The organism is Paractinoplanes brasiliensis, from assembly GCF_004362215.1.
Lineage (GTDB): Bacteria > Actinomycetota > Actinomycetes > Mycobacteriales > Micromonosporaceae > Actinoplanes > Actinoplanes brasiliensis.
The window spans coordinates 1,598,464-1,612,674 of sequence record NZ_SNWR01000001.1; the positions used below are offsets into that span (position 1 = coordinate 1,598,464).

The 14,211-nt window shown below is 71.1% G+C and carries 11 protein-coding genes and 1 riboswitch; of the genes, 3 read left to right on the forward strand and 8 right to left on the reverse strand.

Annotated features, from left to right (window positions below; all coding sequences use genetic code 11):
* Positions 1-10 precede the first annotated feature (10 nt).
* From mraY to C8E87_RS06810, 8 genes are all read right to left on the reverse strand, one after another.
* Positions 11-1,114, reverse strand: a complete 1,104-nt coding sequence (gene mraY, locus C8E87_RS06775) for a phospho-N-acetylmuramoyl-pentapeptide-transferase (RefSeq protein WP_133872284.1) — start codon at positions 1,112-1,114, stop codon at positions 11-13.
* Complete coding sequence (locus C8E87_RS06780; protein ID WP_133872285.1) at positions 1,111-2,496, reverse strand: UDP-N-acetylmuramoyl-tripeptide--D-alanyl-D-alanine ligase; 1,386 nt, start codon at positions 2,494-2,496, stop codon at positions 1,111-1,113. Before C8E87_RS06780 ends, mraY begins: the two co-directional genes overlap by 4 nt.
* On the reverse strand, positions 2,493-4,007 hold the full coding sequence (locus tag C8E87_RS06785; protein WP_133872286.1) for a UDP-N-acetylmuramoyl-L-alanyl-D-glutamate--2,6-diaminopimelate ligase: 1,515 nt from the start codon (positions 4,005-4,007) through the stop codon (positions 2,493-2,495). Before C8E87_RS06785 ends, C8E87_RS06780 begins: the two co-directional genes overlap by 4 nt.
* A 54-nt stretch (positions 4,008-4,061) precedes the next feature.
* Positions 4,062-6,410: a peptidoglycan D,D-transpeptidase FtsI family protein gene (locus C8E87_RS06790; RefSeq protein ID WP_133872287.1), complete on the reverse strand. Its 2,349-nt coding sequence runs from the start codon at positions 6,408-6,410 to the stop codon at positions 4,062-4,064.
* A gap of 6 nt (positions 6,411-6,416) precedes the next feature.
* Positions 6,417-7,439, reverse strand: a complete 1,023-nt coding sequence (ftsL, locus tag C8E87_RS06795; protein WP_133872288.1) for a cell division protein FtsL — start codon at positions 7,437-7,439, stop codon at positions 6,417-6,419.
* Positions 7,436-8,494 carry a 16S rRNA (cytosine(1402)-N(4))-methyltransferase RsmH gene (rsmH, locus tag C8E87_RS06800; protein ID WP_166661102.1) on the reverse strand — a complete coding sequence of 353 codons (1,059 nt, stop codon included), beginning with the start codon at positions 8,492-8,494 and terminating at the stop codon, positions 7,436-7,438. Before rsmH ends, ftsL begins: the two co-directional genes overlap by 4 nt.
* Before the next feature lie 288 nt (positions 8,495-8,782).
* Entirely contained in the window at positions 8,783-9,214 is a 432-nt protein-coding gene (gene mraZ / locus C8E87_RS06805; RefSeq protein WP_133872290.1) for a division/cell wall cluster transcriptional repressor MraZ, read from the reverse strand.
* A gap of 832 nt (positions 9,215-10,046) precedes the next feature.
* Positions 10,047-10,865, reverse strand: a complete 819-nt coding sequence (locus tag C8E87_RS06810; protein ID WP_133872291.1) for a C40 family peptidase — start codon at positions 10,863-10,865, stop codon at positions 10,047-10,049.
* A 6-nt stretch (positions 10,866-10,871) separates the two neighbouring features.
* Positions 10,872-11,050: riboswitch (cyclic di-AMP (ydaO/yuaA leader) on the reverse strand.
* A 459-nt stretch (positions 11,051-11,509) separates the two neighbouring features.
* Here C8E87_RS06810 and C8E87_RS06815 point away from each other — a divergent pair.
* From C8E87_RS06815 to C8E87_RS06825, 3 genes are read left to right on the forward strand one after another with little or no spacing between them, the layout of a single operon-like run.
* Positions 11,510-12,730 (forward strand): MurT ligase domain-containing protein, encoded by a 1,221-nt coding sequence (locus C8E87_RS06815; RefSeq protein ID WP_133876671.1) that lies wholly within the window; start codon positions 11,510-11,512, stop codon positions 12,728-12,730.
* Positions 12,720-13,433 (forward strand): type 1 glutamine amidotransferase, encoded by a 714-nt coding sequence (locus C8E87_RS06820; RefSeq protein ID WP_133872292.1) that lies wholly within the window; start codon positions 12,720-12,722, stop codon positions 13,431-13,433. Before C8E87_RS06815 ends, C8E87_RS06820 begins: the two co-directional genes overlap by 11 nt.
* 36 nt (positions 13,434-13,469) lie before the next feature.
* Entirely contained in the window at positions 13,470-14,207 is a 738-nt protein-coding gene (locus tag C8E87_RS06825; RefSeq protein WP_133872293.1) for a TVP38/TMEM64 family protein, read from the forward strand.
* Positions 14,208-14,211: the final 4 nt, after the last annotated feature.

The window sequence follows — 14,211 nt, forward strand, 5'->3', positions numbered from 1 at the left end:
CGAGAGAGATCTATCCCATCACCGCGAGGAAGTCCGAATAGAACAGCCCCAGGCCGATGGCGACGCAGATGCCGGCCACGATCCAGAACCGCACGACGATGTTGACCTCGCTCCACCCGGCCAGCTCGAAGTGGTGCTGCAGCGGCGACATGCGGAAGACCCGCTTGCCGGTGGTCTTGAACGAGATGATCTGGATGACCACCGACATCGTGATGATGACGAACAGGCCGCCGATGATGACCGACAGCAGCGTCGTACGGGTGGCCACGGCCAGGCCGCCGATCAGGCCGCCGAGGCCCAGCGCGCCGGTGTCACCCATGAAGATCCGGGCCGGGGACGTGTTCCACCACAGGAAGCCCACACAGGCGGCGGCTGCCGCGGCGGCGATCATCGCGATCTCCAGCGGATCTCGCACCTGGTAGCAGTAGTCGTTGACCCGGGCGTAGTCCGAGTCGCCGCACCAGTGGCGGTACTGCCAGAAACCGATCAGCGCGTACGCCCCCAGGACGAGGATCGAGGCCCCGGTGGCCAGACCGTCGAGGCCGTCGGTCAGGTTCACGCCGTTGGACATGGCCATGATCACGAACACGAAGACCAGGACCGAGCCCACCTTGCCGACGTCGAGCCAGCTGATGTCGCGGATGAACGAGATGTGCTCGCTGGCCACCGTCTCGCCGTTGGTGCTGGGCACGTAGAGTGCGACAGCCGCGAACGCGCCACCGACGATCAGCTGGCCCAGCAGCTTGCCCTTGGCGCTGAGCCCGTCGGAGTTGCGGCGGCGCACCTTGAGGAAGTCGTCGAGGAAGCCGACCACGCCGCAGAACACGAACAGGCCGAGCAGGACCAGCGCCGTCATGGTCGGCGACTCCTGCGCGATCTGCCGCTCGGGCAGCGTCGTGAGGGCGATGTGCCCGGCGACGTACGCGAAGACCGTGGCGATGATGAAGGCGACACCACCCATCGTGGGCGTGCCCTTCTTGCCCTGGTGGGTGGCCGGGCCGATGGTGCGGATGGGCTGGCCGGCCTTGAGCGCCGTGAAGACCCGGATCGCAATCGGGGTGCCGAACAGCGAGATGATGAACGCGACCGCGGCCGCGACGATGACTGCCCTCACGGGCGAACCTCCTCGGGGCGCAGCGCGTCCACCACGTCCCACGTGCGGTATCGGGAACCCTTGACCAGCACGACGTCGCCGCCGTCCAAATCACCGGCCAGGATCTCGATGGCGGCGGCCTGGTCGGGCACGACGAGCGCCTCGCCCTTCCAGCCGTCGGCCGACCGCGCGCCTGCCGCGATCGGGGCGGCCTCCGCGCTGACCACGATCACCCGGTCCACGCCCAGCTCGGCGGCGAGGCGGCCGACCTCCTCGTGGCCGGAGCGCTCGTGCTCGCCGAGCTCGGCCATGTAGCCGAGCACTGCGGTGGTGCGGCGCCCGCCGGCCATCGCGGCGAGCGCGTGCAGGGCGGCTGCCGTCGACGAGGGGTTGGCGTTGTACGAGTCGTCAATCACCGTCAGGCCGTCGGGCCGGGTGAAGACGTCCATGCGGCGGCCGGAGACGATGCCGACCTCGCCCAGGGCGGCGGCCAGGTCGTCGAATTCCATGCCGGCCGAGAGCGCCACAGCCGCCGCCGCGAGGGTGTTGGCCACCTGGTGCCGGCCGGCGACGGCGAGCGTGACCTTCGCCGAGCGGCCCTCGTGATGCACGGTGTAGGAGGCGCGGCCCGCGTCGTCGAGGCTCACGTCGCTCGCCCGCAGATCCGATATTTCTGATTCGCCGGTGAGAATCACCCGAGCGCGGGTGCGCGAAGCCATCCCGGCGACCAGCGGATCATCGGCGTTGAGCACGGCCACCCCGTCCGAGGGCAGCGCCTCGACCAGCTCCCCCTTGGCCCGCGCCGTGCCCTCGACCGAGCCGAACTCGCCGATGTGGGCCGCGCCGACGTTGAGCACCGCGCCGATCGACGGCCGGGCGATCTCGGTCAGGTAGCGGATGTGCCCGGCCCCCCGGGCGCCCATCTCGAGCACCAGGAAGCGGGTGCCCTCGCCGGCCTGCAGCACCGTGTACGGGAAGCCCAGCTCGTTGTTGAGCGACCCGGCGGGCGCGATCGTCGGCCCGATCCGCGAGAGTAGTTGCCCGATGTAGTCCTTGGTCGTCGTCTTGCCCGACGAACCGGTGAGCCCCACGACGGTGAGGTCACCGAGCCGCGAGACGACGACCCGGGCCAGCGCGGCCAGGGCGGCGAGGGGCTCCTCGACGACCACGCCCGGCTGCCCGGTGTCCCGGGTGCTCAGCACGGCGGCGGCCCCGGCCGCGACGGCGCCGCCCGCGAACTCGTGCCCGTCGGCCCGCTCGCCCTCGAACGCGACGAACAGCCCACCCGGGCTGATCTTGCGGGAGTCGTACTCCACTCCCCCGGTGACCGCCAGCCCGGGTTCCGCGTGCACCACACGGCCGCCGGCGATCTCCGCGATCTCTCCCAGCGTCAGACGAATCACGAATTACCCCCGGCCGCGGCGGTCAGCGCCTCGGCGAGCTCGATGCGGTCGTCGAACGGCAGCATCTGACCGTTCACCTCCTGGCCCCGCTCGTGTCCCTTGCCCAGCAACGCGATCACGTCGCCCGCGGCGGCCAGCCGTACGGCCTCGTCGATCGCGGCGCGCCGCCCGGGGACTTCGATGATCTTCGCAGTCGACCCGGACTCCTCCGCACCGGCCCGCACCCCCGCGCGGACGGCCGCCGGATCCTCGGTCCTCGGGTTGTCGTCGGTGATGATCACCAGGTCGGCGCCGCGGGCCGCAGCGGCGCCCATCAGCGGACGTTTGCCCTTGTCACGGTCGCCCCCGGCCCCGATCAGGGCGATCACCCGGCCGCCGCGCCCGGCCGCGAGCTCCCGCAGCGCGGTCAGCGCGGCCACGATCGCATCCGGCTTGTGCGCGTAGTCGACCACGCCGAGCACCTCGCCGGGGGCGGCCACCTGCTCGAGGCGGCCGGGCACGCCGGGGCAGGACGCGATGCCGTCGGCCGCCGTACGGGCGTCGACGCCCGCGGCCACCAGCGAGGCCAGGGCCAGCAGGGCGTTGGCCACGTTGTGCCGGCCGGGCAACGCCACACCCGCCTCGACCTCGACGCCGGGGCCGTGCGCGACGAAACGCTGCCCGAACTCGGACGGGCGCACGTCGGAGGCCCACCACGTGGCCGCCGGGTCCCCGGCCGCCGAATAGCTGATCGTCCCGGCCTTGAACAGCGGGCGCAGCGCCACGTCGTCGAAGTTGAGCACCTCGAACCGGCAGCGGCCGTCGAACAGCTTGGCCTTGGCCGCGAAGTAGTCGTCGGCGTCGGCGTGGAAGTCGAGGTGGTCGAGGCCGAAGTTGGTGTAGCCGCCGACCGTGAAGCCGATGCCGCCGACCCGCCCGACCGCGAGCGCGTGGCTGGACACCTCCATCACCACGGCGCCGACCCCGCGTTCCAGGCCCGCGGCCAGGATCGCGTGCACGTCGGTGGCCTCGGGGGTGGTGCGCACGCTGGGCACGACCAGGTCGCCGATGCGGGTCTCGACAGTGCCGATCAGCCCGGTGGTCAGCCCGGCGGCCCGCAGGCCCGACTCCACCAGGTACGCCGTCGAGGTCTTGCCGGCCGTGCCGGTGATGCCGACCATCGTGAGCCGGCCCGACGGGTCGCCGTAGATCGCGGCGGCGGCCGTGCCGAGCACCGCCCGCGGGTCGTCGGCCACAAGCACCGGCAGCCCGGCCGCGACGGCGGCGGCGTGGCCGGCGGCGTCGGTCAGCACGGCGGCCGCGCCGGCCGCGGCGACGTCGCCGGAGAACTCGGAGCCGTGCCGGTTCGCGCCGGGCAACGCCGCGTAGAGATCACCCGGGCGGACCGCGCGGCTGTCGTGCGTCACCCCCGTGACCTCGACGTCGGCGCCGGTCAGGGTCGCCGGCAACAGGGCCGCCAACCGTGCCGTTCGGTACGGGACAACGGTTTCGGGACGGGGAATGCCGGGCACGGCGTCAGACCCTACCCCGTGCCCGGCCCGCCGCGGAAAACGCCATGCAGAGGGTCATGGATGGATCTTGAACTTGGGCGCCGGCGTCGTCGAGGCGGGCACCCGGTAGTGCAGGAGCGCGTACGACATCATCTTGGCGAACGCCGGGGCCGCCACGTCGCCGCCGGTGCCCACCGGAACGTCGGCCGACACCGCGATGACGTACCGCGGGTTCTCGGCCGGCGCCATGCCGATGAACGAGCCGTAGTTGGCGCTGGTATACTGCCCGTCGATCAGCCGCTTGCCGGTGCCGGTCTTGCCCGCCACCCGATAGGCCGGGACCGCCGCCTGGGTGCCGGTCGCGCCCTTGTTGTCGACCACGGCCTCCATCCAGAGGCGCAGCTGCCGCGCCACCTCGGGGTCGAGCACCTTGTGCGACGAGGGCGGCGCGGCCGGGGTGGCCTTGCCGTCCTTACCCGAGATCATCGACTTGATCAGGTGCGGCTGGATGTAGGTGCCGTCGTTCGCGATCGCCGCGTACCCGGCCGCCATCTGCACCAGCGTCGCGTCCACGCTCATGCCGATCGGCACCGAGCCCGACGCCGAGCCGCTCCACTCCTCCGGCTTCAGGATCCGGCCCTCGGCCTCGCCCGGCATGCCCTCGTTGGTCGACCGGCCCAGCCCGAACTTCTGCTGGTACTCGTACACCTTCTCCTTGCCGAGCTGGTCCGCGATCAGGATCGTGCCCACATTCGACGAGTACGCCAGCAGGCCCGCCATCGTCATCTTGGTGCCCTTGGGCTGCATGTGCCCGTCCTGGAACCGGTAGCCGCCGCGCTCCAGGGCCGGCCCGATGGTCAGCACCGAGTCCGGCTTGATCAGCCCCTCCTGCAGCGCCGCGCCGAAGATGAAGGCCTTGTGCACCGATCCGGGGTCGGCCACGATGCTGCTCGGCACGTCCTCGCGCTCGGTCGGCGTGTACTCGCCCGGCTTGGCCGCGTTGTACGGCGGGTAGCTCGCCTGGGCCAGCACCTCGCCGGTCCGCACGTCCATCACCACGGCGCCGGCCATGGTCGCCTTGGTCTTCTTGCTCTGCTCGGCCAGGATCCGCTGCACCTCGTACTGCAGCTTGCTGTCGATGGTCAGCTGCAGCGAGGTGCCCGGCTGCGGCTCGGTGAACTTCTCGAACCCGCCCGGGATCGGCTTGTTCAGGTCGCCCTTGCCGATCTCGAACTGCCGCTCGCCGTCGGCGCCGCGCAGCAACGAGTCGTAGCGGGCCTCGAGCCCCTCCAAACCGGAGTTGTCGGCGCCGGTGAAGCCGATCAGGTTGGCCGCGAGGTCGGCGTTCGGCACGTCCCGCCGCTCGTCCTCCTTGACCACGATGCCGGGCAGCTTCATGGCCGCGATCCGGTCGCCGACCGAGACGTCGACACCCTGCGCCAGGAACTCGAAGCGGGCGTCGCCACCGCCGGGTCGCTTGTGGGGCGACATCAGCGGCACGAGCTTGGACTGCGGGACCCCGATGATCGGGCTGAGCAGGGCCGCCGTGTTGACCGGATCCTTGATCAGCACGGGGTCGGCGCCGACGAACCGGGCCGGGACACTGTGCGCGAGCACGGCGCCGTCACGGTCGAGGATGCTGCCGCGCGGCGCGGGCAGGCGCACCTCGGCCAGCCTGTCCTTGCGCAGCGCGACCAAGCGGTCCGCGTCCTCGGACGACGACGCGACCTGCAGGACGACCAGCCGGATGCCGATCATGGCGAACAGGGACAGCGCGACGACGGCGCCGATCCGCAGCCGCCGGGTGCTGTTGGCCAGGCGGGGCGGTTCGGGCGCGACGGCACGGACGGCACGGTCCACCCGCGGTCCACTGACGGTCCGGGCTTTCCCCGTACGCGGTGAGGCCGTCGGGCGGCTCGAACGGGCGGGCTTCGTCGCGGTCGTCCGGGCCGGCTTCGAGGCAGTGGTGCGAGCCCGCTCGCGGTCGGCGACGACCCGCCCACCCGGACGGCGCGCGGGACGGAACTCGTCCTCGTCGTCCTCGACCTCGGGTCGCCGGCTGCGGGGTGGCTGCTTCTTCTCGGGCGTCCGCCGTTCGCTCTTCTCCGGCGTCCTGCGCTCGGGCCGGGTGGGCGGCGGCTCCTCCGTCGTCGAGCGGCCGCGGCGCGGCGGCTGACCGCCCTCGAGCACCTGCAGCGCGCGTCGGAACGGATCGGACGTGCGCCCGGCCCGTGGCGACCGGGTGCGCTGGTCGCGCTCGGCCACGGTACGCCCGCGCGGGGTGTAGGCCCGCGCGTCGCCGATGCCCCCGAAGCCGCGGCTCGGCTTCGGGGTGTCGTCGCCCTCGGCGGGCAGGTCACGAGACGTGCCGCGCCGGGGCTGAGCGCCCCGGCGCGGAGGAACGTCGTCGGCTCGCGGCGGCATCGCCGGTTACCGCCCGGTGCCGCCGGCGGGCGAGATGTTCTCGCCGCCCTTGTCGGTCACCGCGTCGGGCTGCGTGATCGAGGGCGCGCCCCGCACCGGCTTCGGCACCCGAATGATCTTGCCGTCGGGCAGCCGCAGCTGGGCCACGTCCTGGATGTCGGCACGGACCAGGCCGAGCCGGCGGGCCGCGGCGTCCAGGTTGCCGATGCTGGACGCCTCGACCAGCTGGTTGTCCAGGTCCTGCCGCTGGTTCTCCAGCGCGGTGTTCTGGTTCTGCAGGTCGGCGATGCGGAACGAGTTCTCGTTGGTCTTCGTGTTGATCAGCAGGATGCCCAGCACCCCGACGATCACCACGCCGATCACGCCCGCCACGAACGGCGCCCGCGGTCCACCGTGGATCGGCGGCGGCGGCGCAACCCGCAGACGCGGCGCCCCCGGCTCGTCCCCCGTCACACGCAGCGGCTCGGCGGTCACCTCGATCTGCAACGCGGCGGCGCCGTCCACGGGAGCCTCAACCGCCCGGCGCCCCCGGCCCGGCATCAGGGGCTTACTGCTCTTACCCCGTACGCCCTCGGGGCCGCGGCCGCCCGCACGCACCTTACCGGTGTCCCCCGCCTTGGCCCGTACGCCCGTGTCGCGCGCCTTGGCCCGCACACCCTCGCTGTCGCGCGCCTTGGCCCGCACACCCTCGGTGTCCCGCGTCCTTTCGCGTCCGGCCCGATCGCGGCTCGTGCGGCCCGGCCGCTCCTCACGACCCGGCCGGTCGTCGCGCGTCCCCCGGCGCTCGTCCCGCTCGCGGCGCGCCTCGGCCGGCGTCCGCGCGTCGTCCCCGCCCCGGATCCCTGACCGGCGCGTGTCGGAACGGCGTGGTTCGCCGTCCTCGGCTCCGGCGAAGTGCCGCGCCCCCCGGCCGGCACTTCCCGGGGCCTGCGCATCGCGGCTCGACCCTGTGTCACGCCGACCGGTGCCCGGACGGCGCTCTTCCGCGGCCCGGCCCCCCGACCGCGGCGCGTTGGCGCGCTCGCTCATGCTCTCCCCTCCCCCTCTTCACGTTCCCCCGGGCGTAACCGCCCTTGTCCCCCGTGCGTTGTAGTCATTCGGGGCCGTTCGCGGGCGGCCCCGGGTGTTCCGTTGCGGTCGAGACGCTCGACCGCGCGCAGCTTCACCGAAGCTGCCCGCGGGTTGTCCGCGACCTCCTGCTCGCTGGGCGGCTCCGACCCCCTTGTCAGCAGCCGCAGTGTCGGACCTGTCCCGGGCAGTTCGACCGGCAGGTCGATCGGCCCGGTGCTGCGCGTCCTCGCGGTGAACGCGCGCTTGACGATCCTGTCCTCCAAAGATTGGTAGCTCATCACCACAAGTCGCCCGTTGGGCGCCAATGCGTCCAAAGCCGCCGGGATGGCGGCCTCGAGCGTGGCGAGTTCGCCATTTACCTCAATACGTAGTGCCTGAAACGTTCTCTTCGCGGGATTTCCACCCGTTCGTCGCGCGGCGGCCGGGATCGCGTCCTTGACCAGCTCGGCCAGCCGTGCCGTCGACGTGATCCGGCCCTTCTGCCGCTCGCGGACGATCGACGAGACGATGCGTGTGGCGAACTTCTCTTCCCCGTACGCCCGCAGGATGCGTACGAGATCACCCGGCTCGTACTCGTTGACGACCTGCTCGGCGGTGAAGCCGGAGGTCTGGTCCATCCGCATGTCGAGCGGCGCGTCCTGTGCGTACGCGAAACCGCGGTCGGCCTCGTCGAGCTGCAGCGAGGAGACACCCAGGTCGAACAGGCCACTGTGGAACGCGGCCAGATCGAGCTCGTCGAGCACCCGGGGCAACTCGTCGTAGACGGCGTGCACCAGCCGCACCCGTTCGCCGAACCGCGCGAGCCGGTGCCGTGAGTGCGCCAGCGCCTCGGTGTCGCGGTCGAGCCCGACCAGCGTCACCTGGGGATAGCGCTCGAGAACCGCCTCGGCGTGACCGCCCAGGCCCAGCGTGAAGTCGACATGCACGGCACCGGGCAACCGGAGTGCGGGGTCGAGCAGCTCGAGGCAGCGCTCGAGCAGCACCGGCACGTGTGTGCCGCGAAGCTCCCCCATGTCGACCCCCATCGCCCCACTCCGACTGTCACGCGCGTCCTGCCCGGCACCGACCTGCCGGTTGTTCGTGCCGACGCCCGCGCACGTCACCCGTTCCGCGGCACATCCCGGACGCCCGCCCGTACCGCCAGATCCCCATCCGCTCGTGCCCGTTGCCAATCGGGCTCGCCCTTGGCCGGACACGCGCCTGGCGCCGGGGAAGAGGCGCCAGGAGCGGGAGCGGCTGGAGATCTCGCAGTACGGAAGCGGCAGCGCCCGGGCCTTCGCGGGCCCGTCCGGGTGCCGTGCCTACAGTCCGCCGGGCAGCACCCCCTCTTCGATGTCGGCGAACTCGTCTTCGCTCGCCGCGAGGTAGTCCTCCCAGGACTGCTTGTCCCAGATCTCCACACGAGTGCTCGCGCCGATGACGACGAGCTCTCGATCGAGGGCCGCATATGCCCGGAGGTGACCCGGGATGGTGACCCGCCCCTGCTTGTCCGGGACCTCGTCGTGCGCGCTGGCGAAGAAGACCCGGCTGTAAGCCCGGGCCGCCTTGTTCGTCACCGGCGCCTCCCGCAGCTGGCCGGCGATGCGCTGGAACTCGGGCATCGGAAACACGTACAAGCAGCGCTCTTGCCCCTTGGTGATCACGACACCTCCCGCCAGCTCATCACGGAACTTCGCCGGAAGGATCAGCCGCCCCTTGTCGTCGAGGCGCGGAGTATGCGTGCCGAGAAACATCGGCCCCTTACCCCCTGCCCCGGGCGGTTCGCGGTCCGCCTGTCAACTCGGGCCGGCAGGCCCCTCAGGTCTGGTTCGACTTCGGCCCTGCCACTGCACTCCACTCTACTCCACTTCCCTCCACCCGCAAGCCGAATGAGCAGGGTCGCGAACCCGATTCGCACACGAAACCCCAGCTCAACGAGGTGGTCACGAAGTGGAGGGCAAGGGCATGATCAACGAGGTCCGGTTTCCGACATCCTCCCGGCCACCCTGTCAAGAACCACCCTGAACACGCCCAAAACCCCCAGACGGCCACGTTGTCAACCCCCACCGGGGAGGAAAGTGGAGCTCTCAGGGGGCTGCGGCCGGAGCGGCAATCCGGCGCCAACGCTGCAAGTACGGGCAGAGCTCGGCACAGACGTGGACCGGGTACAGAGGAACGCCGGGCCGCGTGGGGCGGCCCGGCGTTCCGGGGACGAGCTGCAAGCCAAGCGCCGGCCGCAGAGGCGGGCCGCGGGGATGAGCGACCGGGACAGGCCAGCCGTGGGGATTACGGTTCCGGGGCAGAGCCAACCCCGGGGATGTGACTCACGGCAGGCCGGCCATGGGGCTCCGGCTCAATGATCGGGAGCCGTGCGGAGGAGACCAGTCCGCAGGGCGGGACCGGGTGGGGGCACCGGGGATGTCCCGGCCGGAACGGGTCCATGACGGGGCGGGACCGCTCGGCAGATCCGGACCCCACGCGTACGGAACAAGGAGCGTGACCCGACCGGGCAGGAGTGACCCGCGACCGCCTCGGGGGAACGAGCAAGCGGGACGCACCCGAACCGGGCGCGTCCCGCTCAACTCGTCAGACCAGGCGGCGAACCACGTAGTTCGAGCCGTACATCTTGCGCTTGGACACCCGCGCGCCGGTGTGCGGGGAGTCGTACATGTATCCGCTGCCGGCGTAGATGCCGACGTGGCTACCGTACGAGCCGCTACGGAAGACGATCAGGTCGCCGATCTGCTTCTTGCCCTTGGCGATCGACTTGCCGTACTTCTGCTGCGAGTTGGCCTTGTGCGGCAGCTTCTTGCCGACGGCCTTCTTGTAGACCCACATCGTGTAGCCCGAGCAGTCGAACCGGCTGGGGCCGGCCGCGCCGAACTTGTACAGCGAGCCGACGTGCTTCTTCGCCTCGTTGATGATCTTCGTGCGGGCCGGGACCGACTTCGGCTTGACGGTGACCGAGAACTTGCCGCCGGCCACCGCCTTGTAGGTCGGGGTGCCCACGTAATAGGCGCGAACCGCGCCGCTCACGTGGGGTTCACCGGTAAGCGTGACGCTGCCGGTCTTGCCCAGCGCCTTGGCCGACAGGTTGACCCACTTGCTCTTGCGGAGCGCCTGCAGGCGGACGGTCCCCGAAGTGATCACCTTGCCGTTGGCCGGGTTGATGTACTTCGCGGTGACCTTGATCTTGCCGCCGTACGTGACGGATCGCGTGGAGATGGAGCTGCGGACCGACGGCTTGACCTTCGCCTTGGCGGCAGCCGCCGCGGTGACGATCGGGGCCGCGCCGGCGGGCGAGGGGGCGATCAGCTGGCCTGCGCAGAGGCAGAGACCCAGCGACAGTGCGATGGCGCCGGCGCCGATCGAACGGCGGCCACGGCTCGAACTGTGTTCGTGCACGGTAGAGATGTCCCTCCGGCACGCCTGCGAGGTTAGCTGTCGGGTTCGGGCGGGAAGGTGTGCCCGGTCGCTCACGCGACTTCACCCCAAGGTTCTCCGTGCTCGCCATCGGAGCGGATGGCGCGGAGTGGACCGGTGATGGTTCCCCCGTCCCTGCCCCCGTATGCCTTCGTTGGTTGTAACTGGTGCGGGTGGTCGCTTCGACCGGCCCGGGGCAGGGCTCGGCGTGAACCAGGTCGTCGCGAGCCGGGCAGCGGGTGCTCCCGGCCAGACCTTGCTACACCGATTCCGGGCGGCCCGGGGGAACCGATTCAGTAACAGAGCGTGTTTGGCACAGAGAGTGGTGTCCGATTTGTTACCAGGAGCTGAGAAATGCCATTACGGCTCGTAAGTGCCGAATTACCGAGCGTCTAAGGTTACGGGTGAATCAGAACACATATTTCTTCACGACCATTCGGGTGACGCAGGCCGCAATTTCACTCTTCCGCCGTTCAAACCTTTCTCACCGGCCAAAATGGTTTCCGCCGAATGGTTGATCTCAATGCGACTCCGGATCCGGCCGTACGGGTGCCGGGAACCGGACTCTCGGCAACTCGACGTGACAGCCGGGTCCGGTACCCTCGTCTTCCGTGACGGACGGGAAGATGCCTCTGCGGGCCAAGGTCGCGACCTCGGTGTCGAAAACGGCGGCCGCGCTCTCCAGGGCCGCGGGCCGCGGCGACGGCTCGGTCATCGGCGGCTGGATCGGCCTCAAGATCGATCCCGACCTGCTGCGCAACCTCGCCGCCGGACGCGCGATCGCGCTGATCTCGGGCACCAACGGCAAGACCACCACGACCCGGCTGGCCGCCGCCGCGCTCGGCGTGCTCGGCCCGGTCGCCACCAACGGCTTCGGCGCCAACATGCCCACCGGGCACACGTCGGCCCTGGCCAAGGCGGGTTCGACGCCGTTCGCGGTGCTCGAGGTCGACGAGCACTACCTGGCCCGGGTGATCGACGAGACCAACCCGCGCGTGGTGGCGCTGCTCAACCTCTCGCGCGACCAGCTCGACCGGGCCAAAGAGGTCGCGATGATGGCCCAGATGTGGCGCACCGCGCTGGCCGGGCACCCCGACATCTCGGTGGTGGCCAACGCCGACGACCCGATGGTGGTCTGGGCGGCCCGCGGCGCGTCGCACCTCACCTGGTTCAGCGCCGGCCAGCGCTGGACGGACGACTCGTGGGTGTGCCCCGAGAGCGGTGATCCGATCGAGCGCGCCAACGGCGACTGGTGGTGCACCGGCTGCTCGCTGCGCCGCCCGCAGGCCCAGTGGCGCGTCGAGGACGACGGCGTCATCGACCCGCGCGGCGACTGGCACCTGGTCAAGCTGCAGCTGCCCGGCACGGTCAACCTGGGCAACGCGGCCACCGCGCTGGCCGTGGCAGCCGAGTTCGGCGTACGCCCGATCGAGGCGCTCCCCCGGCTCGCCACGGTGGCCTCGGTCGCCGGCCGGTACGCGCAGGTCGACCGCGAGGGCCGCAACATCCGCCTGCTGCTGGCCAAGAACCCGGCCAGCTGGCTGGAGGCGTTCGACATGGCCGAGCAGGCGCCGACCCTGCTCTCCATCAACGCCCGCGACCCCGACGGTTTCGACACCTCCTGGCTGTACGACGTCGACTTCTCGCCGCTGCACGACCGGCCGGTGCTGATCACCGGCGAGCGGGCCTTCGACCTCGCCGTACGCCTCGAGGTGAACGGAATCGCCTTCCGGCACGTGTTGAGTTTCGAGGAGGCGATCCGGTCGGTGCCGCCGGGCCGCCTCGAGGTGATCGCCAACTACACGGCGTTCCAGGACATCCGAGCGGAGTTGGACCGTGTCAACTGAGAGCGTCCTGCGCATCGTCTGGATCTATCCGGACCTGCTCTCCACGTACGGCGACCGGGGCAACCTGCTGATCCTGGCCCGGCGCGCGGCCATGCGCGGTATCCCGGTCGAGACCTACTCGGTGCGTTCCGACCAGCCCATGCCCTCGACCGCCGACATCTACCTGATCGGCGGCGGCGAGGACGGCCCGCAGGCCCTCGCGGCCCAGCGCCTGATCAACGACGGCGGTCTGCACCGCGCGGTCAACCAGGGCGCGGCCGTCCTGGCGATCTGCGCCGGTTACCAGCTGTTCGGTCACTCGTTCTTCGCCAAGGGAGCCAAGTGCCCCGGCCTGGGCCTGCTCGACCTGCATTCCGACCGCGGCGAGACCCGTGCGGTGGGTGAGATCAGGGGTGACATCGACCCGCGGCTGGGCCTGCCCCCGCTGTCCGGTTTCGAAAATCACGGCGGCCGCACGCATCTGGGCCCCGGAGCTGCTCCCCTGGCCCGGGTGACGGCCGGGGTGGGCAACGACGGGCAGACCGAGGGGGCCTGGCACGGGAAGATCCTGGGTACGTACTCTCACGGCCCCGCGCTGGCCCGCAACCCAGCTATAGCCGATCTGCTACTGCGTTGGGCGATCGGCGCGGATAGCCTTTCACCGGTCGACGACACCTGGCCCGAAAAACTTCGTGCCGAGCGACTCGCCGCAGCCGGCGCCTGACACTTGACCCGACAAAGCAAGGGACGGTACGCCTGCATGACTGACATCCTGATCGCCCCGCGGGGCGTGAACCTCGCGGATCCTCAGGTTTCTCAGACCCAGCAGATCCCGGCCGGCGACAAGCCCTCGATGGGGTGGAAGCGCCGCCTTGTCCGGTTCGGCATCCTTGGCGGCGTCGTCGGCGGCGTGGGTGTGGCCGCAGCCACGCTCCCGCTGTCGCAGATCGCCGGCCAGGTCGCTGCCGTCGGCCCGGCCGCCGCGGTCGCCATCGCGGTGATCGGTGGCCTCCTGCTCTCGGTGCTCGTGCCCCGCACAGCGATCACGCTGGCGTGCGGCGCGCTGCTCGGCGCGGCCACCGGCGCTGCCACGGCCCTGGCCGCCGCCGTGATCGCCGCCACCGCCACCTACTACGCCGGCCGCTGGGTCGGCCGGGGCGCGCTCTCCGCACGTTCCGGGGGCCGGCTCGAGCGTCTCGACGGCTGGCTCAACCGTCGTGGCCTGCTGGCCGTGCTGCTCGTCCGGTTCCTGCCGCTGGCCCCGTTCGGCCTGATCGGCTACGCCTACGGCACCACCAGCGTCTGCCGCAAGCGTTACCTGCTCGGCACCACGCTGGCCTCGATCCCGTCCGCGGTGTCGTACGCGGTGATCGGCGCCGCCGTGGTCCGGCCGGGCGAGATGAGCCCGCTGTCGCTGGCCCCGGCCGCGATCGGGTTCACGCTGACGACCGCGATCGTCCTCTGGTGGAAGCACTCGGGTCGCAAAGCCGCCGCCTGACAAA

Coding starts and splice junctions, on each gene's coding strand:
- C8E87_RS06790 (WP_133872287.1), bottom strand. CDS start 6,410: ATGCCGCCGCGAGCCGACGACGTTCCTCCGCGCCGGGGCGCTCAGCCC.
- ftsL (WP_133872288.1), bottom strand. CDS start 7,439: ATGAGCGAGCGCGCCAACGCGCCGCGGTCGGGGGGCCGGGCCGCGGAA.
- rsmH (WP_166661102.1), bottom strand. CDS start 8,494: ATGGGGGAGCTTCGCGGCACACACGTGCCGGTGCTGCTCGAGCGCTGC.
- mraZ (WP_133872290.1), bottom strand. CDS start 9,214: ATGTTTCTCGGCACGCATACTCCGCGCCTCGACGACAAGGGGCGGCTG.
- C8E87_RS06815 (WP_133876671.1), top strand. CDS start 11,510: ATGCCTCTGCGGGCCAAGGTCGCGACCTCGGTGTCGAAAACGGCGGCC.
- C8E87_RS06825 (WP_133872293.1), top strand. CDS start 13,470: ATGACTGACATCCTGATCGCCCCGCGGGGCGTGAACCTCGCGGATCCT.